Source organism: Rhodococcus sp. FH8, assembly GCF_019266085.1.
GTDB lineage: Bacteria > Actinomycetota > Actinomycetes > Mycobacteriales > Mycobacteriaceae > Rhodococcus_F > Rhodococcus_F qingshengii.
The window spans coordinates 24,628-46,009 of the sequence record NZ_LPNQ01000061.1; the positions used below are offsets into that span (position 1 = coordinate 24,628).

The following is a 21,382-nucleotide window of genomic DNA, read 5'->3' on the forward strand; positions in this document are numbered from 1 at the left end:
ACACGTCATTCCGTTATTGAGAACGGTATCATTCCTGATGTGACGAAGGCCATGACCAGAGCGGAACGAAAAAAGGCGGAATTGCGCCGCGAGATCATCGACGCATCATTCGAGTGCTTCGCGGAACGCGGCTACCACGCGACCGGAATTGCCGACATCGCAACAACTCTCGGAATCGGTCACGGGACCTTCTACCGGTACTTCGAGAACAAGCGCGACATCATCGACCACGTCATCGACGATCTGATCGCAAAGATCATCAGCGCACTCGCCGTCGAAAATGCCCCTGACGCAGCAAATACATTGGACGAGTACCGCGCCCAGGTCGGTCGCATCGCCGAAGCGCTCCCCCGCATCTTCTTCGACGACCCGCGCATTCCGCGGGTTCTGCTCTTCGAGACGACAGGCGTCGACGCCGATCTCACTGGCCGGATGCTCGATCTACTCGACCAGTCGGCATCCTTGACCGCGGCGTACCTGCATCACGGAGTCGAATGCGGCTATCTACGCGCCGACCTCGACGTCGACAACACTGCGCAGGCCGTCAACGGCATGATGCTGGCAAGTGCGATTCAAGGATTGCGAGCCGGTTCGTCCGTCGACTGCACGGCGTTGAACCAAGCCATCAGCCGCCTCATGATCGACGGAATCCGCGCCGAGAACGCCTAGCGAACGACGATTCTCTCGGCACGCATCGCATCCTTGACCTCCGGGATGCTCAGATCGCCGAAGTGGAAGACACTTGCTGCGAGAACTGCGTCTGCGCCCGCTTCGACTGCAGGGGCAAAGTGCTCGACCAGGCCGGCACCGCCACTGGCGATCACCGGTACGTGGACTGCCGCCCGGACAGCGCGGATCATCAGAAGGTCGAAGCCCGCTTTGGTGCCGTCGGCATCCATCGAGTTGAGCAGGATCTCCCCCACTCCCAACTCTGCACCACGCTCGGCCCACTCGACAGCGTCGATCCCGGTGCCGCGCTTGCCCCCGTGCGTCGTGACCTCCCACCCCGACGGTGTGTCCGGCTGCCCCTGGGGAACGGTGCGGGCATCGACCGAGAGGACGATGCACTGCGAGCCGAAACGCTCACTCAGTTCCTTCAGCAGTTCCGGGCGCGCAATCGCCGCGGTGTTCACGCTGACCTTGTCGGCACCGGCACGCAGCAGACGATCGACATCCGCGACCGTGCGCACTCCACCGCCGACGGTCAGAGGAATGAAAACCTGCTCGGCAGTGCGACTTACGACGTCGAGCATCGTGCCGCGATCCGACGTGGAGGCGGTCACGTCCAGGAAGGTCAGTTCGTCGGCGCCCTGAGCGTCGTACGCTGCCGCGAGTTCCACCGGATCTCCGGCGTCGCGAAGATTCTCGAAATTGACACCCTTGACCACTCGCCCGGCGTCGACGTCGAGGCACGGAATCACACGAACTGCGAGGGTCATGACTGTGGTCCTCCTGAGGACGAAGCGCGCGGATCACCGAGCGCGTTGAGGATATCGAGAATCTCACCGTGGATGCCCGGAGCGGCAGCGAGCACCGACTCCGATTCTACGGTCCACGGGCGGCCGGCCAGGTCGGTGACCACCCCGCCCGCACCGCGAACGAGCGCGACCCCGGCCGCGTTGTCCCACGCGTTGCGGCCGTAGACGATCGCACCGCCCAGGATGCCGGCCGCGGTGAAGGCCAGATCGACTCCGGTTGAACCGTGTATCCGGATCCGCGAGGACACCTTGCTGATCTCGGCGAGGAGGTCGAGACGGAAACTGCCGGGGATCCGCCCTCGACTGTTGACGTTGAGCGCACCCAAGCCGACGATCGACGACGCCAGATCGGTTGGCTCCAGCGGCGGTACGGCGATTCCATTGACCAACAACGGACCGCCGGCGCGAGTCGCGTACGTGTGACCGATCAATGGAAGCCAGGTCAATCCGAGCACCGGGACACCGTCGTCGAGAAGCGCCAACAACGTTCCGGCAGTGGGCAATCCGGCCGAGTAGTTGAAAGTACCGTCAACGGGGTCGAGAACCCAGACGAGCCCGGAACCGACGTCGGGACCGCCGAATTCCTCGCCGTGCACCTCGATGCCGGTCTGCTCGAACAACTCCGCGGTCAACCGCTTCTCGAGCGCAAGATCGACCTCGGTGGCAAAATCACCCCAGCCCTTGCGGACCGCACTCGGGGCGCCGACACCGGAGACGAACTGATCGTGGACGCCGTCGAGAAGCCGACCCGCAATCGCGAGAAGTTCGTCGAGGTCACGCGTCGGAGTCATCTGGAAAATCTATCCGGAAACTGCTGCCAGTGCTTCGGGGAGAGTGAAGCGACCGGCATACAATGCCTTGCCCACGATCGCGCCCTCGACACCCTGATCAACCAGGCTGGAAATGGCGAGTAGATCCTCGATGGTCGACACACCACCGGAGGCGACGACGTGCGCGTCGGTGACCGCGCAGACCTGGCTGAGAAGTTCGAGATTGGGACCGGTGAGTGTGCCGTCCTTGGAGACGTCGGTGACGACGTAACGAGTGCAGCCGTCACGGTCCAGACGCGCGAGGGTCTCCCACAGATCGCCGCCGTCGGTGACCCAGCCGCGACCACGGGTGCGGTACTGACCGTCGACGAGACGAACATCGAGGCCGACAGCGATCTTGTCGCCGTACTTGGCCAATGCACGCGCACACCACTCGGGATCCTCGATAGCGGCAGTACCGAGATTCACGCGAGCACAGCCGGTGGCCAGTGCGGCTTCCAGGGAAGCGTCGTCGCGGATTCCACCGGACAGTTCCACCTTGACCGTCAGGTCGCCGATGACGCCGGCCAACAGTTCACTGTTGGACCCACGCCCGAAAGCAGCGTCGAGGTCGACAAGATGCACCCATTCGGCACCGTCGTTCTGCCACGCAAGAGCAGCGTCGCGGGGCGACCCGTAACCGGTCTCACTTCCCGCCTCTCCTTGCACGAGGCGAACAGCTTCACCGTTGACGACATCTACAGCAGGCAAAAGGACCAGGCTCACGTGCGGTAACCCTAGTAGGTCAGGACCTCGAACCGTCTTCCGGGTCACCGAACGCTTTTCGGGTCATCCGCTTGGATACGACGCCCATTGCCGCAATCGCAGCGGCGACCCCCACGAGACCGATCACGAGGCCGACGCCCGGCGATGGTTTGAGAACAACGATGACGACAGTTGCGACCGTCAGCGCAGCCACAGCGGCGCCGAGCGAGAACAACGCCAGACGGGCGAGGGAGAAATCGTCACCGCGGTTCGGTCCGGATCCCCCGGTCACAAACTCTGCACCCAGTTGCTCAGCAGCTCGGCGCCCGCGTCACCGGATTTCTCGGGGTGGAACTGCGTTGCCGACAACGCACCGTTCTCGACGGCAGCGAGGAACTTTCCGCCGTGATCGGCCCATGTCAGCTTCGGGGGTGCAATGTGCTCGGACGGCGCGAGCTCCCAACTCTGCACACCGTAGGAGTGGACGAAGTAGAAGCGGGTATCGGCGTCTATGCCCTTGAACAGGGTGCTGGACTCCGGAGCCTCCACGGTGTTCCAGCCCATGTGCGGCAGGACCTCTGCTTGCAGCCTCTCCACGGTGCCGGGCCATTCGCCACAGCCCTCCGCCTCGACACCGAATTCGACTCCCCGGTCGAACAGAATCTGCATGCCGACGCAGATGCCCAGCACCGGTCGGCCACCGGCCAGGCGTCTGCCGATGATTCGGTCACCCTGCACTGCACGCAGACCTCCCATGCAGGCCGCGAACGCGCCGACGCCGGGCACCACGAGACCGTCGGCCGCCAGTGCAACCTTCATGTCGTTGGTCACCTCCACCTGCGCCCCGGTGCGCGCCAGTGCGCGAGTAGCCGAATGCAGGTTGCCGGAGCCGTAATCGAGTACAGCAATCGTGGAAGCGCTCATGCCCCAACTCTATCGGGCAACCCTGCTGCCGATCACTTTGCCGCCCGCGGCCAGTGCCGGGAGCAGAGCGACAACGACCGCGGAGACCGCGAAGACCCACGCATAGCCGGCAGTCGTGGCCACGAATCCCAACGCCAGTGCACCGATTCCGGTGCCGGCGTCGTAGCCGATGTTCCAGATCGCGCTGGCGGATCCGAGTTGCCTCGGGCCGGCAGCCTGAAACGCCATGACCAAGGACTCGTTCTGTACCGCCCCGAACCCCAGCCCGAAAAGGACCGCCGCGCAGAACAAGACCGGCGTCGACCCGCCGTCGACGTTGATCGCGAACAGCACCAATCCGATGGTCGACGACGCCAATGCCGGCGCGAGTGTCCGACCACTGCCGAGACGATCGGCGATCAGGCCCGCCGAGTACCGGCCGATCAACATCGATCCACTGGCGGTCGCCAACACCACAGCTGCAACGGCCGCGCGCTCCGAGATTGCGATCGGCAGTAGAGACGACAGCCCGCCGAACGACGCGGACACGCACGCCAGAGCGAGCACCGGAACCAAGACGGCGAACACACTCAGTCGAACGGATTCCCCGGTCGGCTGGGCGAAGATCTTCGGCAACCCGGCAATGGCCACCAGCGCGAGCGCCGGGATCAGCGCACCGAGGACGAACACCGGTGTCGCCGACCACCGTTCCATGATCGCAAGCCCCAGCGGAAGCCCCGCCATTTGTGACGCTGCGATCGCGATTCCCTGAGCACCGGTGGCACGGCCCAGAATTCGTTTGGGCGCCAACTCCGCCACCAGTGCACTGCCGGCCACCGTCAGCATGCCGAAACCGATGCCACGCACCGCGGAAACCGCCAGGACAGGGCCGGCGTCGGCCGAGATCAACAGCACCAACGACGGTGGGCCGAGGAGCAGACACCCGACCGCCAGCACGCGCCGGTAGCCCTGCGTCCGCAACAACCGAGGCACGAGCAGTTGCGTCAAGACCGTGGCCGCCATGAAGACACCGGTCACCGATCCGGCAAGCGCATCCGATCCGCCGGACTGCGCAACCAGCAACGGCACCACCGGCAACAGCAACGACCAGCCACCGAAAGCTGCTGCCGCCATGATCAGGACACCGATCATGCCCGGAGTGCGAAGCAACCCCGGCGATGGAGCAGGATCTTGCGTCTCAGACGCAGTCACTTTTCGCGTCACAGACGCAGTGCGCCCGCTACCGCCGCCAGAACCGCCAACGCCAGAAGGATTCCCGACGCAAGCTTGTTGACCTTGAACATCGAGTAGGCGCCGCCCACGGCAATTCCCGCGCCGATGAACAGCAAGTAGGTGAAGAGGACGCTCACAGTGTGCCCTTCGTCGACGGCACGCCGCTCACGCGCGGATCCGGCTCGACCGCCTCACGCAGAGCTCGCGCAACGGCCTTGTACTCCGCCTCGGTGATGTGGTGCTGATCGCGGCCGTACAGAACCCGAACGTGCAGTGCGATACGTGCATTCAATGCGATCGACTCGAACACGTGGCGGTTGATCACCGCGTGATACGGAACGCCCGGGTACCCGCCGATGACGGAATGCACCATGTAGTCGGGCTCACCGGTGTGCACGCAGTACGGGCGACCGGAGACGTCGACCGACGCGTGCGCCAGCGTTTCGTCCATCGGGATGAAAGCGTCGCCGAAACGACGGATGCCCTTCTTGTCGCCGAGAGCCTGGCCGAGCGCCTGGCCGAAAACGATCGCGGTGTCCTCGACGGTGTGGTGAGCGTCGATCTCGACGTCACCCTTCGCCTTGACGTCGAGATCGAAGCTGGCGTGCGTACCCAGGGCGTTGAGCATGTGGTCGAAGAACGGAACGCCGGTGGAGACGTCGACGATGCCGGTCCCGTCCAGATTCAGTTCGACGACGATGCTTGATTCCCGAGTTGTTCGTTCGATCCGCGCGATGCGATCGCTCATGCCGTCTCTCCTGAATTCGTGTCGACCAGCTGGGTGCCTGCGATTTCGTCACTGGCCTTGATGAACGCGTCGTTCTCGGCTTCGAGTCCCACGGTGGCCCGCAGATATCCGGGGATGCCGATGTCGCGGATGAGAACCCCGCGGTCGAGGTATTCCTTCCACGCCTGTGCACTGTCGGTGAACTGTCCGAACAAGATGAAGTTCGCGTCACTGGGAATCACTCGGAAACCGGTGTCCGCCAGCGCCTTCGACACGCGATCGCGCTCGGCGGACAAGGCGTGCACACTGCCGAGGGTCTCGTCGGCGTGACGCAGGGCGGCACGTGCCGCCGCCTGCGTGACCACCGAGAGGTGATAAGGCAAGCGCACCAATAACAGTGCGTCGATGAACGCGGGAGCGGCGGCGAGGTAGCCGAGTCGGCCACCGGCAAACGCGAAAGCCTTGCTCATGGTGCGGGTCACAACCAGCTTGGCCGGGAACTCGTCGATCAGCGTCATCGCGCTCGGGGCAGCGGAGAACTCCGCGTACGCCTCGTCCACGATCACGATGCCCGGCGCCACGTCGAGGATGCGTCGCAGTTCTGCAATGCCGACGCTGTGTCCGGTCGGGTTGTTGGGGCTGGTCACGAACACGACGTCGGGTCGACGTTCCGCGATCACGGTGACGGCAGCATCCACGTCGAGTGCGAAGTCGTCCCGACGGAAGACCTCGACCCACTCGGTATCGGTACCGTCGGCGATGATCGGGTGCATCGAGTACGAAGGCACAAAACCCATCGCGCTACGTCCCGGACCTGCGAACGCCTGAAGAAGTTGCTGCAGAATCTCGTTCGATCCGTTTGCCGCCCACAGATTGTCGACGGTGACCGGTACACCTGTCTGCTTCGCCAGGTACGCCGCCAGATCCGTCCGCAACGCCACAGCGTCACGGTCGGGGTAGCGGTGCAGTTCCTTCGCGGCTTCGCGCACGGATTCGGCCACATCGTCGATGAGCGCCTGGGTCGGCGGATGCGGGTTCTCGTTCGTGTTGAGCTGAACCGGAACCGTCAACTGCGGTGCGCCGTACGCCGACTTTCCACGCAGGTTCTCGCGAATCGGCAGGGCGTCGACCGAAATCGACTCTCCAGGAGCACTACTCATCGCAGAGCCTCGAATCGCAGACGCACAGCCTCGCCGTGAGCCGGCAGATCCTCCGCATTGGCCAGCGTGATGACATGTCCGGCAACGTCTTTCAGTGCAGACTCGGAGTAGTCGATCACGTGGATTCCACGAAGGAACGTCTGCACACTCAGACCGGAGGAGTGGCGTGCACACCCGGCCGTCGGCAGAACGTGGTTGGAGCCGGCGCAGTAGTCGCCGAGACTGACCGGCGCCCACGGGCCGACGAACACGGCACCAGCGCTGGTGACCTGAGCTGCCACCCCGGTTGCATCCTCGGTCTGGATCTCGAGGTGCTCTGCCGCATACGCATTGACGACGCGCAGACCAGCGGAAACATCAGAAACGAGCACCGTGCCCGACTGGCTACCGGTCAGTGCCGTGGTGACGCGCTCGCGATGCTTGGTGATCTCGAGCTGCGCAGCCAGAGCCTTGTCGACCGCGTCGGCCAAGTCGACGCTGGTCGTGACAAGAACGCTGGCGGCCATCACGTCGTGCTCGGCCTGGCTGATGAGATCGGCGGCAACGTGGACCGGGTCAGCGGTGTGGTCGGCGAGGATCGCGATCTCGGTGGGACCGGCTTCCGCGTCGATGCCGACCAGTCCGCGGCACAGACGCTTGGCGGCAGTGACGTAGATGTTGCCGGGACCGGTGATGAGGTCGACCGGGACAAGCTCGGTTCCATCGGTGTCGGTTCCGCCGTAGGTAAGGAGGGCGACGCCCTGCCCGCCGCCGACGGCCCACACCTCGTCGACGCCGAGCATGGCTGCTGCGGCAAGGATGGTCGGGTGCGGCAATCCGCCGAAGTCGGCTTGGGGCGGCGAGGCGACAACAAGTGATCCGACGCCGGCCGTCTGAGCCGGCACGACGTTCATGACAACGCTGGACGGGTACACGGCATTGCCGCCGGGCACGTACAGCCCGACGCGCTCGACCGGAACCCAACGCTCGGTGACCGTGCCACCCGGAACAACCTCGGTGACGGTGTCCTTGCGACGCTGGTCGGCGTGCACCGTGCGGGTGCGCTCGATCGCAACCTCGAGGGCTTCCTTGACTGCGGGGTCGAGTTCACGAAGTGCGCGCTCGAGCTCGGCTGCTGGTACACGAACCGAAGCCGGACGAACGCCGTCGAACTTCTCGCCGAACTCGAGGGCGGCTTCTGCCCCGCGATCACGGACGGCTTCGACCATCGGGCGAACCTGATGCAGTACCGCGTCCACATCCACTCCACCTCGGGGAAGCGCGGCGCGAAGTTCGGCCGTGGATGGGGTACGACCACGCAGGTCGGTGCGGGCAAGCATGAGAGTTCCTCTCGTACGCAAACGGGGTGCCTGTGCAAGCGGCAGCAAACCGGTCCGGCATCACAGGCCCTGAACAGCGCGCCTGAAACACAGAACTGATGTCAATTATCCAGGATAGGCGCACCCCGTTTTTCACCGGTCCACCTGCAACGCTCACTGCAGGTCCGGCGCCCGCCGCCGGGCGAGTTCGATCAGCTCGTCCCTTCGAGGTGTTGCCACCGAGATTTCACGGCCGTCATGCAGACGAAAGCGGACCCCGTCGCCGGGTGACGCGAGAATTACCCGCATACCTGGGCCGGTCATTCGATAACCGATTCCGGAGCCCATCCCGATATGTACTGCAGTGGCAGACACAACTTCGTCCCACCTAAATACCTGACGCAGCCCCGGAGACAGCGCGATCGACACTCGTTCGACGTCTGTGGTGATGATCACGCGCACCTTCCACATGTACGCGGCCAACCCGAAGGACAGGACCGCGGACAACACGGCGCCGACGTAGCCCGCCGAGTCGCGATCCACGATTGCCGCGAACCCGCAGACAATTACCAGGACAATTCCGAGGACGACGCACAATGCGACCGCCGAACGCCGCAGTAGTGGGCTCAGGGGAATGGACTCGTGAAATTCGCGCACAGCACCCCCCGCCTCGATCGCCGACAACCCCACCCCGAGGAATGACACCGGGAACACGACCATCCCATTACTCGCGCTTTTATAACAAACACGTCACGCACAGCTAGGGTCCAAAGTCGTGACAGACAGTGACGTGGCCACGACCGCACCTCCGGCCTTGCCGACCCCTCAGCGATCCAGCGGACCGAACCGAGCACGGATCGTTGCGATTGTCGCATCGATCCTCGGCATAGTTTTGTGCGGATCAGTGCCGTTCCTGCCGATCGAGCAGGACACCGCCGTCGTCAACTGGCCGCAGGCCGGGTCGACGACAAGCGTCGAGGCGCCATTGGTCTCGTACACACCGTTGCGCATGGAGGCATCGATTCCGTGCGCGTCGATCAGCGAGTTGGCCGCCACCGGCGGAACACTCGTCTCGACTGCACCTCCGGGTGCCCCCGATGCGCGCCGCTACGGATTTGTTGCCACCGTCTCCCCCGAATCCGCCGACGCTCCCGCTCGGGTCGACGTTGTCCTGCGTGATCAAGTGTTGCTCTCGACACCCGTTGCTGATCTGCAGACTGGATGCGCGCTCACGCTCGCCGCCGAGCCGACCCGAACCACCTTCAGCGCCACCGGTTCCGAACCGCGCGTCATCGAGGGCGACAGCCGACCACAGGTAGTCGGCGTCTTCAGCGACCTCGATTCGGCGGCAGCCGGTTTGAACGTCTCGATCGAGGCGGACTCTCGCTTCACGTCGAGCCCGTCGGTGATCAAGACTCTCGCCATGATTCTCGGGGCACTCACGGCTGTCGTGTCCCTCTTCGCGCTGCACCGCCTCGACAACCGCGACGGCCGGGGCACACGCAAATTTCTGCCCGCCCGATGGTGGAAGTTCACCGTCCTCGACGGGGTCGTCGTCGGAACTCTGGTGCTGTGGCACTTCATCGGCGCTACCACCACCGACGACGGCTACCAGTTCACGATGGCAAGAGCCTCCGAGCAATCGGGCTACATGTCCAACTACTTCCGGTGGTTCGCGGTCCCCGAAACCCCGTTCGGAACGCCGTATTACAACATCCTCGGACTCCTGGCCCACGTCAGCACCGCAAGCCCCTGGGTCCGTCTGCCTGCTCTGTTGGCAGGCATCATCACCTGGCTCGTCATCAGCCGGGAGGTTGCGCCTCGGCTGGGCGCCGCCATTCGCGGAAATCGACTCGCCCTCTGGACCGGCGCGCTTGTCTTCCTCGCTTTCTGGCTTCCGTTCAACAACGGACTGCGCCCCGAACCGATCGTTGCCCTCGGCGTGCTGCTGACCTGGTGCTCGATCGAACGCGCCGTCGCGACGAGACGACTTCTGCCGGTCGCAGTCGCGATCCTGATCGCCGGATTCACCTTGACTGCCGGCCCTTCCGGCCTCATCTGCTTTGCCGCACTCATCGCCGGAATACGCCCGATCATGCGCATCATCATCGAACGTGCGCGCACCACCGGTTACGTCGCGGCTGTCGGGCCACTGCTAGCTGCCGGACTCTCGATTCTCATCCCCGCGTTCGGCGATCAAAGTCTGGCCGCCGTCATCGAGATGCAACGCGTCCACTCGATCTCACCGAATCAGCCCTGGTTCGACGAGTACCTCCGCTATCAGTACCTCTTCAACATCTCCGTCGACGGTTCCCTGACTCGCAGATTCTGTGTGTTCGTCATGGTTCTGTGCCTTGGCGTCTGCACCGCGATGATGCTGCGCAAAGGGGGCCGTATTCCCGGTTTGGCCGCCGGCCCGTCACGCCGCGTCGTGGGGCTGACGATCGGCGCACTGCCACTGCTGATGTTCTCGCCGACCAAGTGGACGCACCACTTCGGAATCTTTGCCGGACTCACCGCCGTTCTGGCGATGATGACGGCCGTCGCCGTGGGAACAAAACTCCTGCGCTCGCCGCGCAATCGGGCCCTCTTCGCGGCGGCCGTCCTGTTCCTCCTCGCGGTGGCATTCACCGGCAGCAACAGCTACTACTACGTGTCCAGCTACAGCGTTCCGTGGTGGGACAAGCCTGTGTCCATCAGCGGACTCGGCGCGAGCACCGTCCTCCTCGGGCTGACGGTGCTGATGCTCGGCGTCGCCGCGTGGTACTTCTTCCGTGAGCCGTACACCGCGGGGAAGGAACCGTCCGCGAAGCACGCTCGACTGCTTGCCATCTCGCCACTGACGGTTGCCGCAGGTGCCATGGTCCTCTTCGAGGTGCTGTCCATGGCCAAGGGCGCGGTCACCCAGTACCCGGCCTATTCGGTGGGCCGTGCAAACGTCGACGCCGTTCTCGGCCAACATTGCGGTCTCGCCAACGACGTTCTGCTCGAGACCGATCCGAACGCCTCGATGCTGACGCCCCTCTCGGGCAGCGTCGCCACAGGACTGTCCGCCGGTGGGGCTACGGGATTCGATCCGAATGGCGTCGCCTCCGACCTTCGAGCAGACAAGGAAGCCACGGCTACCGGCGGCGCGAACACCGTCGACACCTCCGAGGACACCGCCGGCAACTCGGCCGGAACCGGCGGTGGCGCCGGACAGACCGGAGTCAACGGCAGTTCGGTCGCGTTGCCGTTCGGTCTCGACCCGGCGACAACACCCGTCATGGGTAGTTACGGTCAGCCCTCCCCCGGCACTCTGACCAGTGACTGGTACCAACTCCCCGACGTGGGCGAGAACGCCACGCGTGGCGACATCATCTCGATTGCCGCGGCTGGTCGTGTTCGGTCCGTCGACAAGGACGGAATCGTCACCTACGGCCAGAACGTCGAGGTCGAGTACGGCACAGCGCGTGGCGTCGACGATGCCGAAACAGACGCTGTCGAAACACTCGGAAAGATCGCGCCCCTCGACATCGGCCCGGCGCCGTCATGGCGGAACCTGCGTGTGCCGTTGGATCAGATTCCCGTCGAAGCCAACAGCATTCGACTGGTCGTCAGCGACTACGACAGCAAGCCCGACCAATGGGTGGCCGTCACCCCGCCGCGGGTTCCGAAGACCCAGAAGCTCAACGACGTCGTCGGTTCACAGGCGCCCGTCATGCTGGATTGGGCTGTCGGACTGGCATTCCCGTGCCAACGCCCCTTCGATCATCGGGTCGGTATCGCCGAGGTCCCCGAGTATCGGATCCTTCCCGACCATTCCGGCGCGCTCGTGACCAGTGCCTGGCAGGACCACTACGGCGGTGGACCGTTGGGGTGGATCGATCTGCTCCTGACCGCTCAGACCATTCCGTCGTATCTCGACAACGACTGGGCTCGCGACTGGGGTTCGATCGAGAAGTACACACCGATCGATCCGAGTGCAGTACCTGCCCAGGTCGACGAAGCGACCGTTCAGCGCTCCGGGACGTGGAATCCGGGATCGATGACCATGGTTTTCTGAGCGGAATTTCTGAGCGGCTGGGTCACTGAGTGACACGGTCCAGTCGCGGGCGGATCGGACGAAACGCCTGCGACTGGACACTTGTATGACTTAGTCTCCCAGGCATGGGAGCCCTGTCACGGTCTATCGCGCCTGCGCTGATGGCACTGACGTGCCTGTTCGGGGTGCTGGCCCTTCCCGCTCACGCCTCGGCTGAGGTACCGGATGACTTCCTCTGGGGCGTTGCCACCTCCGGGTTCCAATCGGAAGGTTCGTCGCCGGACAGCAACTGGTCTCGATACTCCGATTCCGGACGAACCCACGACAAGATCGGTGACTCGGTCGACTTCCGTCATCGCTACGCCGAGGACATCGACCGGGCGGCCGATCTGGGATCGAAGGTTTTCCGATTCGGCGTCGAGTGGGCGCGAGTTCAGCCCGCCGCCGGGAGCTGGAACGAGACCGAATTCGCCTACTACGACGACGTGGTAGCTCACATCCGCGCGCGGGGCATGACTCCGATGATCACACTCGACCACTGGGTGTATCCGGGATGGGTTGTCGATCAAGGCGGCTGGACAAATCCGAAGACGGAAGCCGATTGGCTGGTCAACGCAGAGAAGGTAGTCGAGCGGTACTCCGGAATCGGGGCGCTCTGGATCACGATCAACGAGCCGACTGTGTACGTTCAGCGCGAATTGACCTACGGCGGAATCGCACTCACCCAGGCGCCGTCGATGTTCGACTCATTGGTCCGAGTCCACCGGGCGATCTACGACCGCATCCATGTTCTCGATCCCGGTGCCCGCGTAAGCAGTAATTTCTCCTTCATTCCCGGCGTGTCCGAGGCGATCGATTCGGTATTCACGGATCGAGTGCGCGACAAGCTCGACTTTCTCGGCATCGACTACTACTACGGTGTGGCCCTGAACAATCCGACTGCCGCGTACGCCGCACTCGACGAGTTCTACAACGTCACGCCGCAGCCCGAAGGCCTGTACGACGCATTGATGCGGTACTCGGGCAAGTACTCGGAACTCCCCCTCTACATCGTCGAGAACGGCATGCCCACCGACAACGGAACGCCGCGTGCCGACGGATACACACGCGCGAATCACTTACGCGATCACATCTATTGGATGGAACGCGCCCGAGAAGACGGTGCCGACGTGATCGGCTACAACTACTGGTCCATCACCGACAACTACGAATGGGGTTCGTACCGACCTCGATTCGGCCTCTACACGGTCGATGTTCTCGGCGATCCCACTGCGGCCCGAATCCCGACCGACGGCGTCGACGCCTACCGCCGGATCATTCACGAGAACGGCGTCGGGGCCGACTACGTGCCCGTCATGGCCCCGGCTTTCTGCTCGCTCGTCGATCCTCCCCGCAGCTGTACGGCTACTCGATGAGGGCCGTTTTCCGAATTTCCTCCACTCCTCGTCGTTAGGATGTCCCATGCGAACACTGCGAAATATCGCCGGAACTGCCGCTGCCACCGCTGTCCTGATCCTGGTTGCCGGAGGCGCTGCGACGGCAGCCCCGAACCCGGCCGATTCACCCCGCGAGGCGCAAGCACGCGCCTACATCGACGCCCTCGTCTCCCATGACGTCTCCGATGTTCATTTCGCCCCGGATGCGACCCGCGTCGAAGCCGGACTCAAGACGGGGTTCTCCGGACCACAGATGTCCGCCGACCTCGAAAACGGCATCCAATACCGCGTTATCCAGGGCGTCCGAGACCTCGAGATGTCGGAGGCCGGGGACATCGTCTCGACCACCTACCTGCTGGACGCGGGAATCGGCGGCACTCGCCTCATGACCGTGGAGATTCGTGAAACCTTCGAAGTCCGTGACGGTCTCATCCACGACGTCGTCGCCGACATCATCCCTGTGTCTGTGTCGTGACGCGCGCCCGATAGCTACTGGGCGGTGCACCCGAGACTCGGGTGCACATCGCCGCGAAGGCAGCCGGCGTCGAGTATCCGAGTTCAGACGCAACGGCCGTCACACTGGCCCCGGCAGAAAGTTTCGGAAGCGCGTGAAGAATGCAGGCACGCTGCATCCACGACGACGCGCTCATCCCCGTTTCCGAGATCAGCAAGCGGTGCAGTGTCCGTTCACTGACGTGGAGTCGGTCAGCCCACCGCGTGGGCGAGTCATGGATCGACGGGGCTGCGAGATACTGCGCGCACAACGCCCGCAATCCCGGGTGCCGAGGCAGCGGGAGTTCCACAGGTAGGGGCGCAAGATCGCGAAGTTCGTGCAGGATCAGCTGAAATACCGCGGCGCTGCGTCCGTGTGCGGGGAAGTCGTCCTCCACATTCAGCTCGACATCCACGTCGACTGCAGCGACAAGTAACTCACGCAGGAGCGACGATACTGCGACGACTCGGCACCTGACCGGGAACCACGGCGCTGCGGACGGTTCGATGTAGAGGCTTCGCGTGCTGACGCCGTCCATTGTCACGGCATGAGCGACACCGGCGGGAATCATGACCGTCTTCGGTTTCGACGTTCATCGCGCCGTTCACAGCGAAGAGAAACTGGGCTCGTCGATGTTCGTGGGCGGCCAGCACGTGACCGGGTGGGTAGTCGGTTCCGATTGCGAGAACACCGCGGGGTGAGTGATCGACGTCGTTGATCGAGATGTTGCGCACCGGAGGAACCTACCGAGTCCGTGTCTGATTGACAATGGAACCTGGCGAACCTTCGAATGTGCGCCAGCGGAGAAATCGCTACCGTTCATCGAGTGCTTCACTACGCCCTCATCCTTCTCGCTTTCGGCGCCTTGACCGGAGTCACCACCGTTCTGTTCGGATTCGGTGGCGGGTTTGTCACTGTCCCAGTCGTTTACGCTGCATCGACGCTGAGGCCGGACGTCATCGATCCGATGCATGTCGCCGTAGCATCCTCGGCGGCCGTGATGGTGGTCAATTCACTCGGTGCCACAGTCGCATTCAGGAAGTCAGGACGGCTTCGGACGGAGTACATCAGACCTCTGATCGGCCCCGTCGCACTCGGAGCCGGGCTCGGAGCGGTTGCGGCGGGCCACGTAGACGACGGCGTCGTCCGGATTCTGTTTGTGCTCTACCTGCTGGTGACAATCTTGGACAGTCTTCTGCGACAAGGGTTTCTGACACCATCTGAACCTCGCGAACATCTTGACCGTCACGGCGTCCGCGCTGTCGGGATAGGCATCGGTGCCGTCGCAAGTTTCCTCGGAGTCGGCGGGAGCGTCATGACGGTTCCGATGATGCGACGCCGCGGAGTTCCGATGGCCGACGCCGCCGCGAGCGCCAACCCGTTGAGCTTGCCTGTCGCCGTCGTCGCGACTGCGGTGTATGCGGTCTCATCAGGGCACAGTTCAGCCTCGGATCTGTCGGCGGGCAGAGTCGGCGCTGTCGACCTTCTGGCCGTCTGTGCACTACTCGCCGGTTCCCTACCGGCGATCGCGCTGAGCCGACGAATCGTCGGTGCCATACCGGACCGAGTCCATGCCGCCGCCTACATCGCTCTACTCGGCGTCGTCACGGCAGTGATGGTGATTGCTTAGCGAACGGCGTATCGCAGATAGATGACGCCGCCGTCGAAGGTTTTCTCCTCGAGCAGTTGCAGATCAAGCCGGCTTTCCGGGAGAGCTCGCAATCCGCCACCGATATTGACCGGACACAGGAACAGTCTGACTTCATCGACCAAACCCGCCGCGAAAGCACTAACCGCAACCGTCGGTCCACCGATCGAGATATCTTGTACCGCTTCACTCTCGAGCAAACGGATGAAGTCTTCATCGAAGCTCGGGACAATCCTGGTACGTGCGGTCGACACCTCGTTCAGCGTCGTGGAGTACACGATCTTGTCGATTCCACGCCAGATCTGAGCGAACTCGGCGGTCGCCGCCTCGATACCGGCAAACTCGCCCGGAGCCGAAGGTCCTCCTGCCACCGAAGAACGCTCGAGATCCTCGGACGCCATTGTTTCCCAGGGAATCATCGTCTCGTACATCCGGCGCCCGAGCAGGTACGTGCCGACTCCCCTCTCTAGCTCGTTGACGAACGCGTGGACCTGCGCGTCGGGAACCGCCCAGTCGAAGTTCCCCTGCTCATCGGCCACATACCCGTCGATCGAGCAGATCGCCGAGTAGATCAGGCTCACCATCGGTCCACGTGCAGCACGTTGTCGACCGGTTCACGGGCGGCGGGTTTGAACGTCTCGCCGGTGAAGTACGCCGTCGGGATGAGCGCAGCCTGATGGAATCCGGCCGGAATGCCCAGCAGCTCGGCAACTTCCGCTTCACGCTGCAAATGCAATGTCGTCCACGCCGTACCGAGCCCACGTGCCCGCGCGGCCAGCGCGTAACTCCACGCAGCCGGGAGTAGCGAACCCCACAGGCCGGCTTGGTTCCCCTCCGGCAGCGTCTTGCCCGCCTTGATACACGGAATGAGAAGGACCGGCACCTCACCCATGTGCTCACCGAGCCACGCGACGCTGGTGCCCACGCGTTGTTGAATCGGCGCGCGATCGGGATCATCGGCGAAGAGTTTTGCCGCCGAACCGTGAGAGGCAAGGTACTCGTCGGTGACTTCCTTGTAGATCTGCCCGACTGCTGCACGCAGTGCCGGATCGGTCACCACCATCCACTGCCAGCCCTGGCGATTCGAACCGGAGGGCGCTTGCAGGGCGATCTGGAGGCATTCCTTCACCAGGTCCAACGGCACGGGACGGGTCAGATCCAGACGCTTTCGAACGGTCCGCGTTGTGGTCAGCAATTCGTCGGGTGTCAGGTCCAGTACGGGATACGACGTCATCTCCCGATCATTGCACTGTCGCGAGCAGTGAGCAGGACTGTCCGTCTACACTTTTCTGATCCCGTGCGTGCTCGTTGTCGGGAGTATTTCCCGATCAAAGGACTTTCGACATGAGTTGGCACGTCTGGTTGGCGTTCTTCGGAGCAAGTTGGGTGATCAGCCTGTCGCCGGGGGCCGGCGCCATTGCGTCGATGTCGTCGGGACTTGCCTACGGCTTGCGACGCGGATACTGGAACATCTTCGGGCTGCAGTTGGGATTGTTGCTGCAGATCGGAATTGTCGCGGCGGGGGTCGGTGCAATTCTCGCCAGTTCGACCGTGGCCTTTTCCTTGATCAAGTGGTTCGGTGTCGCATACCTCGTCTACCTGGGGATCAGGCAGTGGCGATCGGCGCCCACCGAGGTGGAGACCGACGAGGCAGCCGCGAGCAGCTCCGGTCCGATGATGATGCTTCGCGGATTTCTCGTGAACGCGAGCAATCCGAAGGCCGTCGTTTTCATGCTCGCAGTGCTCCCGCAGTTCCTGGACCCGTCGGCGCCGCTGCTGCCGCAGTATCTGATCATCGCCGCCACGATGTGCGCAGTCGACGTGATCGTGATGACCGGATACACCGGCCTGGCCGCCCGGGTGCTCACCTTGATGCGCTCCCCCAAACAGCAGCGAACCACCAATCGAGTGTTCGCCGGTCTGTTCTTCGGAGCCGCCGGCTTCCTCTCGAGCATCGGGCGTGCAGCGGCTTGATCGGTCACACGGCTCGAGAGATCACAGGCCCGCAATCAAGTTGACGACGGACGCCACGATCACCGAACCGAACAGGTACGACAGCAATGCGTGGCCGAGTGCCATCGCGCGCATGTCCGACGACTTCAAGTTGGTGTCGGAAATCGCGAAGCTCATCCCGACCGTGTACGCCACGTAGGCGAAATCGCTGTACCTCGGCGGTTCTTCCTGATTGAAATCGATTCCGCCGTCGGGGCCGGAGTAGTACAGCCGTGCATATCCGAGGGCGAAGAGCGTGTGGACCGCCAGCCACGAGATCACGACGCTGCCGACTGCAACCGATGCCGCCACTACTTGGTAGTGATGTCCGTCGGGTGCCGCCAGGAGCAAGAACGCGATACCGACCAGGCTCGCGACGGCGGCACCGAGAATCAGCAGGTGCGCGACGTTTCGGGCCGGCTCTTCGCGCGTTGCGTGGCTTGCGGTGAGCGTCGCGTCGAAGGGCCAGACCAGAATCCACGTCCACACCGTGAACACCATCGCCGCCACATCCCAGCCGATCAGAAACGCGAATCGGGGATAGCCGACCAACGCCGTGACGACACCGGCGGCCACACCGAGCAGCAGACCCGTCGACACTCTCAGCGCCGGCCCGGCACCCAGGGCGCTCCGTGGAACCGGGTTGATCGGAAGGTCGTGCGGTCGATCGTTCACGGGCTCAGTCAACCACTGTTAGAAGTGAGACGGTGGTTACGTGACACGGCGACTCAGGCGTTGCACGCACCGACTATCGGCTTGCCGTTGAATCTGTCCAGCACGTACTGCAATCCGACGCCGAAATCCGCTACGGCCGGCGCGAGGTGGTTGTTGCCGCTCCCCGGATTCACCGCAGGCAAAGTGTCGGTGAACAACGTCGCCTCGGCCCCGCGCGCGCACCAGTCCTGAACCAGGCGCCGGGTTTGCTCGTACGGGATGAAATCGTCGTTGAGCGCTCCGTTGACCAGAATCGGCGAGGCCGGGGTTCGCCACCCGATGCGTTGTTCCTCGATCACCTGTTGGATCTCCGGTACCGATTCCACCACGTCGGCGAGTGGTCGTCCGTCTGTGGTCCACGACGCCGTCGACTGCTTCCCGTACTTGGTTCGGGAATCGATGAGGCATTGCCCGGCGACGTCGGCGAGCACGGACCGGCCGTAGTCGTTGAGTCGAGATTCGATCGGCTCTCGGGCGGCGGGATAGCGGTCGAGGACGCCGTTGATCGTGTAACCGATCGCGGCCATCAGGCCGGTACCGTCGATATGACGCAGAACGCTTGCCAAGTCTGCCGGGGGCGCGCTCGCGTAACTCCCGACCAGATTCAACTCAGGCGCGTATTCGGGTGCCAGTTCGGTTGCAGCGGCAGTGGCGCCGCCGCCCTGCGAATGGCCCCACAGCGCTATCGGATCGTCCTCTCCTGCCTGCGCGAGGGCTCGGGCAGCGCGTGCACCGTCCAACATCGCATGGGCTTCCTCGGCGCGATTGACGTAGGTATGGACGCCGGGTGTTCCGAGTCCGATGTAGTCGGTGACGAATACACGAACGCCCTGGGCGAGGAAAGCGAAAGCAAAAGCTGACTCGTAGTTGACACCGACACTGTCCACACCGGCACCGTAGTTCGACGGATTCCCAGGTTCCGCCAGGCGGAGCTGACCGGCAGTGGGAAACATCCTCGACGGCGCGCACTGATCACCTTGGCCCTGCGTACCCGGACCGATCACCACCGTCGGGCGGGGGCCCGCTCCTGACCACGGGGCAGCCGGCTCCAGGTACGAGCCCGACACAGCAACCTTGGATCCGTGGGCGTCGGTACTCGAATACAGGATCCGGGTCCCCACACCAGGCACTCCGCCGACGGCACCGGCCAGAGCCAGCGGTTCCGTCCGAATCACCGAACCCGGATCACCGACGTCGCCCGGAATCGCATCGTAGAAATCGTTCACAGGTTCGGCGTTCGACATCGGTGTGAACAGCAGCGAGGTCGGCAACAGCGCCGATACCGCAACGGCCGAAACCTTCAGTGCCGCGAGGACAACCTTCCGGGTGCTCATGGAAATCCAACGTATAGGCCTCAGTCGACGCGCGGACCGGTTTCGATCTGCGGGACTTCAATCGATCGATACCAACTGTCACGCGAGCGGGCCATGCCGCTGGCCCCCCGATCCCCTGGTTTCACGGCCAGAACCTGATGAATCGTAAGCCTGTGCGGCTCCTCGAAACCCAGGGCACTGGCAGCGAGATACAGCAACCAGGTACGCACCCGGGGAGCACCGACCTGTAAGACCGATGCGTCCCAGTTCTCGCGGAGGTTCTGCACCCATGCGCGCAGTGTCAGTGCGTAATGCTCGCGCAACGCTTCGCTGTCACGCGTCTCGAAACCCGAAAGTTCCAGCGCATCAATGGTTTTACTCAACGGAAGGATCTCACCGTCCGGGAAGATGTACCTGTCGATGAAGCTGGGACCGTCATCGACGTTGTCCGACAACGACTTCACCGCGGCGATGGCATGATTGAGCAGACGACCCCGCGGCACGAGCAGGTCGTAGAGTTTTGCCGTGTACACCGGCAAATTGACCAGGCCCACGTGCTCGGACATGCCGATGCTCGAAATCGCGTCGTAAGGGCCGTCGTCGACGTCGCGGTAGTCCTGCACCCGAATCTCGATGCGATCGGTCAAACCCGCGTCGGCAACTCGCCCCTTGGCGTATTCGACCTGCTCGTTGCTCAGCGAGACTCCGACGACGTCGACGCCGTAGTTCTGGGCGGCGTGCAATGCCATCGATCCCCAACCGCAGCCGACGTCGAGCAGTCGCATTCCCGGCTTCAGATCGAGCTTGCGGCAAATCAAGTCCAGCTTCGCGTACTGAGCAGCTTCGAGGGATTCGACACCTTCCGGCCAGTATCCGCACGAATAAACCATGCTCGGCCCGAGGAACAGTTCGTAGAAGCGATTCCCGACGTCGTAGTGATGGGAGACAGTCGCCGAATCGCGTGATCTACTGTGCCGCTTGCCTCGCTTACTACGCATCTCGATCGCCGGGGGTGACGGTGGTGGACCCACCGCTCCCAAGCCGGCGAAAGTACCGGCGGCGCGAACAATCGAGCGCAGCGGCAACGTCGACAAACGATTCTCACCGAGCCGCGTGACCAGTTCCGGGACGTCGAGGAGCGCGAAGATATCGCCGTCTACGTCCAGATCGCCGGAAACGTACGCCCTCGCCAGCCCTAATTCGTTGGGAGAGTAGAGGACCCGCCGTAGGGCACGCCGATTCCGGAAGTGAACCTGCGCAGCGGCGTCCGGTGGCCCTGCCTCCGAACCGTCCCAACATCGCACGCGAACCGGAAGCGGAACCCCGATCACTTCCTCGAACACCGTCAAAATCTTGGCCGCGGCACCAGTCACTGATCAACCCTCCGACAAAAGATGGTTAGCCGATGACAGAAAACTTACGCCCGATTCGCGAATCTTTCGCGCCATT

The 21,382-nt window shown here is 63.5% G+C and carries 24 protein-coding genes; 7 read left to right on the forward strand and 17 right to left on the reverse strand.

All coding sequences use genetic code 11. From position 1 onward, the window contains the following. Positions 1-51 precede the first annotated feature (51 nt). Positions 52-669 (forward strand): TetR/AcrR family transcriptional regulator, encoded by a 618-nt coding sequence (locus ATN38_RS11645; RefSeq protein ID WP_256931790.1) that lies wholly within the window; start codon positions 52-54, stop codon positions 667-669. On the opposite strand, the gene hisF is transcribed toward ATN38_RS11645, so the two are convergent. From hisF to ATN38_RS11700, 11 genes are all read right to left on the reverse strand, one after another. Continuing rightward, positions 666-1,439 carry an imidazole glycerol phosphate synthase subunit HisF gene (gene hisF / locus ATN38_RS11650; RefSeq protein ID WP_054187188.1) on the reverse strand — a complete coding sequence of 258 codons (774 nt, stop codon included), beginning with the start codon at positions 1,437-1,439 and terminating at the stop codon, positions 666-668. The genes ATN38_RS11645 and hisF overlap by 4 nt on opposite strands. Beyond that, entirely contained in the window at positions 1,436-2,269 is an 834-nt protein-coding gene (locus tag ATN38_RS11655) for an inositol monophosphatase family protein (protein ID WP_003942414.1), read from the reverse strand. Before ATN38_RS11655 ends, hisF begins: the two co-directional genes overlap by 4 nt. A 9-nt stretch (positions 2,270-2,278) precedes the next feature. Beyond that, positions 2,279-3,013, reverse strand: a complete 735-nt coding sequence (priA, locus tag ATN38_RS11660) for a bifunctional 1-(5-phosphoribosyl)-5-((5-phosphoribosylamino)methylideneamino)imidazole-4-carboxamide isomerase/phosphoribosylanthranilate isomerase PriA (protein WP_003942371.1) — start codon at positions 3,011-3,013, stop codon at positions 2,279-2,281. Positions 3,014-3,032: 19 nt separating this feature from the next. Next, on the reverse strand, positions 3,033-3,284 hold the full coding sequence (locus tag ATN38_RS11665) for a hypothetical protein (protein WP_054187187.1): 252 nt from the start codon (positions 3,282-3,284) through the stop codon (positions 3,033-3,035). Continuing rightward, entirely contained in the window at positions 3,281-3,916 is a 636-nt protein-coding gene (gene hisH, locus ATN38_RS11670) for an imidazole glycerol phosphate synthase subunit HisH (RefSeq protein WP_218748040.1), read from the reverse strand. Before hisH ends, ATN38_RS11665 begins: the two co-directional genes overlap by 4 nt. A 9-nt stretch (positions 3,917-3,925) precedes the next feature. Then, the gene (locus ATN38_RS11675) at positions 3,926-5,047 is read right to left on the reverse strand and encodes an MFS transporter (RefSeq protein WP_218748042.1); all 1,122 of its coding nucleotides are present in this window, start codon (positions 5,045-5,047) and stop codon (positions 3,926-3,928) included. Between the two features lie 68 nt (positions 5,048-5,115). Further along, the gene (locus tag ATN38_RS11680; protein ID WP_007732248.1) at positions 5,116-5,265 is read right to left on the reverse strand and encodes a hypothetical protein; all 150 of its coding nucleotides are present in this window, start codon (positions 5,263-5,265) and stop codon (positions 5,116-5,118) included. Beyond that, positions 5,262-5,876, reverse strand: a complete 615-nt coding sequence (hisB, locus tag ATN38_RS11685; RefSeq protein WP_003942383.1) for an imidazoleglycerol-phosphate dehydratase HisB — start codon at positions 5,874-5,876, stop codon at positions 5,262-5,264. The genes ATN38_RS11680 and hisB overlap by 4 nt, the downstream gene beginning before the upstream one ends. Then, positions 5,873-7,015, reverse strand: coding sequence for a histidinol-phosphate transaminase (locus ATN38_RS11690; RefSeq protein WP_042449556.1), 1,143 nt, complete (start codon positions 7,013-7,015; stop codon positions 5,873-5,875). Before ATN38_RS11690 ends, hisB begins: the two co-directional genes overlap by 4 nt. Next, complete coding sequence (gene hisD / locus ATN38_RS11695; RefSeq protein WP_037130144.1) at positions 7,012-8,334, reverse strand: histidinol dehydrogenase; 1,323 nt, start codon at positions 8,332-8,334, stop codon at positions 7,012-7,014. The genes ATN38_RS11690 and hisD overlap by 4 nt, the downstream gene beginning before the upstream one ends. Before the next feature lie 153 nt (positions 8,335-8,487). Continuing rightward, positions 8,488-9,033 (reverse strand): hypothetical protein, encoded by a 546-nt coding sequence (locus ATN38_RS11700; protein ID WP_007732256.1) that lies wholly within the window; start codon positions 9,031-9,033, stop codon positions 8,488-8,490. A 55-nt stretch (positions 9,034-9,088) separates the two neighbouring features. On the opposite strand from ATN38_RS11700, the gene ATN38_RS11705 reads away from it, so the two are divergent. From ATN38_RS11705 to ATN38_RS11715, 3 genes are all read left to right on the forward strand, one after another. Continuing rightward, entirely contained in the window at positions 9,089-12,358 is a 3,270-nt protein-coding gene (locus ATN38_RS11705; RefSeq protein WP_374104617.1) for an arabinosyltransferase domain-containing protein, read from the forward strand. A 140-nt stretch (positions 12,359-12,498) separates the two neighbouring features. After that, positions 12,499-13,752 carry a glycoside hydrolase family 1 protein gene (locus ATN38_RS11710; RefSeq protein ID WP_082900860.1) on the forward strand — a complete coding sequence of 418 codons (1,254 nt, stop codon included), beginning with the start codon at positions 12,499-12,501 and terminating at the stop codon, positions 13,750-13,752. Positions 13,753-13,798: 46 nt separating this feature from the next. Further along, entirely contained in the window at positions 13,799-14,248 is a 450-nt protein-coding gene (locus ATN38_RS11715) for a hypothetical protein (protein ID WP_007732260.1), read from the forward strand. Here ATN38_RS11715 and ATN38_RS11720 read toward each other — a convergent pair. Then, positions 14,226-14,837 carry an AraC family transcriptional regulator gene (locus tag ATN38_RS11720; RefSeq protein ID WP_256931761.1) on the reverse strand — a complete coding sequence of 204 codons (612 nt, stop codon included), beginning with the start codon at positions 14,835-14,837 and terminating at the stop codon, positions 14,226-14,228. The genes ATN38_RS11715 and ATN38_RS11720 overlap by 23 nt on opposite strands. On the opposite strand from ATN38_RS11720, the gene ATN38_RS33385 reads away from it, so the two are divergent. After that, positions 14,836-14,967 (forward strand): hypothetical protein, encoded by a 132-nt coding sequence (locus ATN38_RS33385; RefSeq protein WP_256931762.1) that lies wholly within the window; start codon positions 14,836-14,838, stop codon positions 14,965-14,967. The two genes, ATN38_RS11720 and ATN38_RS33385, sit on opposite strands and share 2 nt — an antisense overlap. Positions 14,968-15,092: 125 nt before the next feature. Continuing rightward, entirely contained in the window at positions 15,093-15,896 is an 804-nt protein-coding gene (locus tag ATN38_RS11725; protein ID WP_197492815.1) for a sulfite exporter TauE/SafE family protein, read from the forward strand. Here the strand turns inward: ATN38_RS11725 and ATN38_RS11730 are convergent. Both ATN38_RS11730 and ATN38_RS11735 read right to left on the reverse strand, forming a co-directional pair. After that, on the reverse strand, positions 15,893-16,498 hold the full coding sequence (locus ATN38_RS11730; RefSeq protein WP_030537073.1) for a dihydrofolate reductase family protein: 606 nt from the start codon (positions 16,496-16,498) through the stop codon (positions 15,893-15,895). The genes ATN38_RS11725 and ATN38_RS11730 overlap by 4 nt on opposite strands. Beyond that, the gene (locus ATN38_RS11735) at positions 16,492-17,148 is read right to left on the reverse strand and encodes a nitroreductase family protein (protein WP_003942413.1); all 657 of its coding nucleotides are present in this window, start codon (positions 17,146-17,148) and stop codon (positions 16,492-16,494) included. Before ATN38_RS11735 ends, ATN38_RS11730 begins: the two co-directional genes overlap by 7 nt. Before the next feature lie 110 nt (positions 17,149-17,258). Between ATN38_RS11735 and ATN38_RS11740 the strand changes: the two genes are divergently transcribed. Beyond that, positions 17,259-17,888, forward strand: a complete 630-nt coding sequence (locus ATN38_RS11740) for a LysE family transporter (RefSeq protein ID WP_037130153.1) — start codon at positions 17,259-17,261, stop codon at positions 17,886-17,888. A 21-nt stretch (positions 17,889-17,909) separates the two neighbouring features. Here the strand turns inward: ATN38_RS11740 and ATN38_RS11745 are convergent, their stop codons facing one another. The 3 genes from ATN38_RS11745 to ATN38_RS11755 are packed head-to-tail and all read right to left on the reverse strand — an operon-like array spanning position 17,910 to position 21,306. Then, positions 17,910-18,581: a DUF1345 domain-containing protein gene (locus ATN38_RS11745; RefSeq protein WP_030537075.1), complete on the reverse strand. Its 672-nt coding sequence runs from the start codon at positions 18,579-18,581 to the stop codon at positions 17,910-17,912. Between the two features lie 53 nt (positions 18,582-18,634). Beyond that, positions 18,635-19,954, reverse strand: a complete 1,320-nt coding sequence (locus ATN38_RS11750) for a lipase family protein (RefSeq protein WP_063316113.1) — start codon at positions 19,952-19,954, stop codon at positions 18,635-18,637. A gap of 20 nt (positions 19,955-19,974) precedes the next feature. Next, on the reverse strand, positions 19,975-21,306 hold the full coding sequence (locus ATN38_RS11755; RefSeq protein ID WP_007732273.1) for a cyclopropane-fatty-acyl-phospholipid synthase family protein: 1,332 nt from the start codon (positions 21,304-21,306) through the stop codon (positions 19,975-19,977). Between the last annotated feature and the right edge of the window lie 76 nt (positions 21,307-21,382).

What these genes read in the sequence shown, in the direction of transcription:
- ATN38_RS11655 (WP_003942414.1), bottom strand. Translation starts at nt 2,269, where the DNA reads ATGACTCCGACGCGTGACCTCGACGAACTTCTCGCGATTGCGGGTCGG.
- ATN38_RS11740 (WP_037130153.1), top strand. Translation starts at nt 17,259, where the DNA reads ATGAGTTGGCACGTCTGGTTGGCGTTCTTCGGAGCAAGTTGGGTGATC.
- ATN38_RS11720 (WP_256931761.1), bottom strand. Translation starts at nt 14,837, where the DNA reads ATGATTCCCGCCGGTGTCGCTCATGCCGTGACAATGGACGGCGTCAGC.
- ATN38_RS11690 (WP_042449556.1), bottom strand. Translation starts at nt 7,015, where the DNA reads ATGAGTAGTGCTCCTGGAGAGTCGATTTCGGTCGACGCCCTGCCGATT.
- ATN38_RS11710 (WP_082900860.1), top strand. Translation starts at nt 12,499, where the DNA reads ATGGCACTGACGTGCCTGTTCGGGGTGCTGGCCCTTCCCGCTCACGCC.
- hisD (WP_037130144.1), bottom strand. Translation starts at nt 8,334, where the DNA reads ATGCTTGCCCGCACCGACCTGCGTGGTCGTACCCCATCCACGGCCGAA.
- hisF (WP_054187188.1), bottom strand. Translation starts at nt 1,439, where the DNA reads ATGACCCTCGCAGTTCGTGTGATTCCGTGCCTCGACGTCGACGCCGGG.
- ATN38_RS11675 (WP_218748042.1), bottom strand. Translation starts at nt 5,047, where the DNA reads ATGATCGGTGTCCTGATCATGGCGGCAGCAGCTTTCGGTGGCTGGTCG.
- ATN38_RS11715 (WP_007732260.1), top strand. Translation starts at nt 13,799, where the DNA reads ATGCGAACACTGCGAAATATCGCCGGAACTGCCGCTGCCACCGCTGTC.
- ATN38_RS11730 (WP_030537073.1), bottom strand. Translation starts at nt 16,498, where the DNA reads ATGGTGAGCCTGATCTACTCGGCGATCTGCTCGATCGACGGGTATGTG.
- ATN38_RS33385 (WP_256931762.1), top strand. Translation starts at nt 14,836, where the DNA reads ATGACCGTCTTCGGTTTCGACGTTCATCGCGCCGTTCACAGCGAAGAG.
- ATN38_RS11700 (WP_007732256.1), bottom strand. Translation starts at nt 9,033, where the DNA reads ATGGTCGTGTTCCCGGTGTCATTCCTCGGGGTGGGGTTGTCGGCGATC.
- ATN38_RS11750 (WP_063316113.1), bottom strand. Translation starts at nt 19,954, where the DNA reads ATGAGCACCCGGAAGGTTGTCCTCGCGGCACTGAAGGTTTCGGCCGTT.
- hisH (WP_218748040.1), bottom strand. Translation starts at nt 3,916, where the DNA reads ATGAGCGCTTCCACGATTGCTGTACTCGATTACGGCTCCGGCAACCTG.
- ATN38_RS11645 (WP_256931790.1), top strand. Translation starts at nt 52, where the DNA reads ATGACCAGAGCGGAACGAAAAAAGGCGGAATTGCGCCGCGAGATCATC.
- ATN38_RS11735 (WP_003942413.1), bottom strand. Translation starts at nt 17,148, where the DNA reads ATGACGTCGTATCCCGTACTGGACCTGACACCCGACGAATTGCTGACC.
- hisB (WP_003942383.1), bottom strand. Translation starts at nt 5,876, where the DNA reads ATGAGCGATCGCATCGCGCGGATCGAACGAACAACTCGGGAATCAAGC.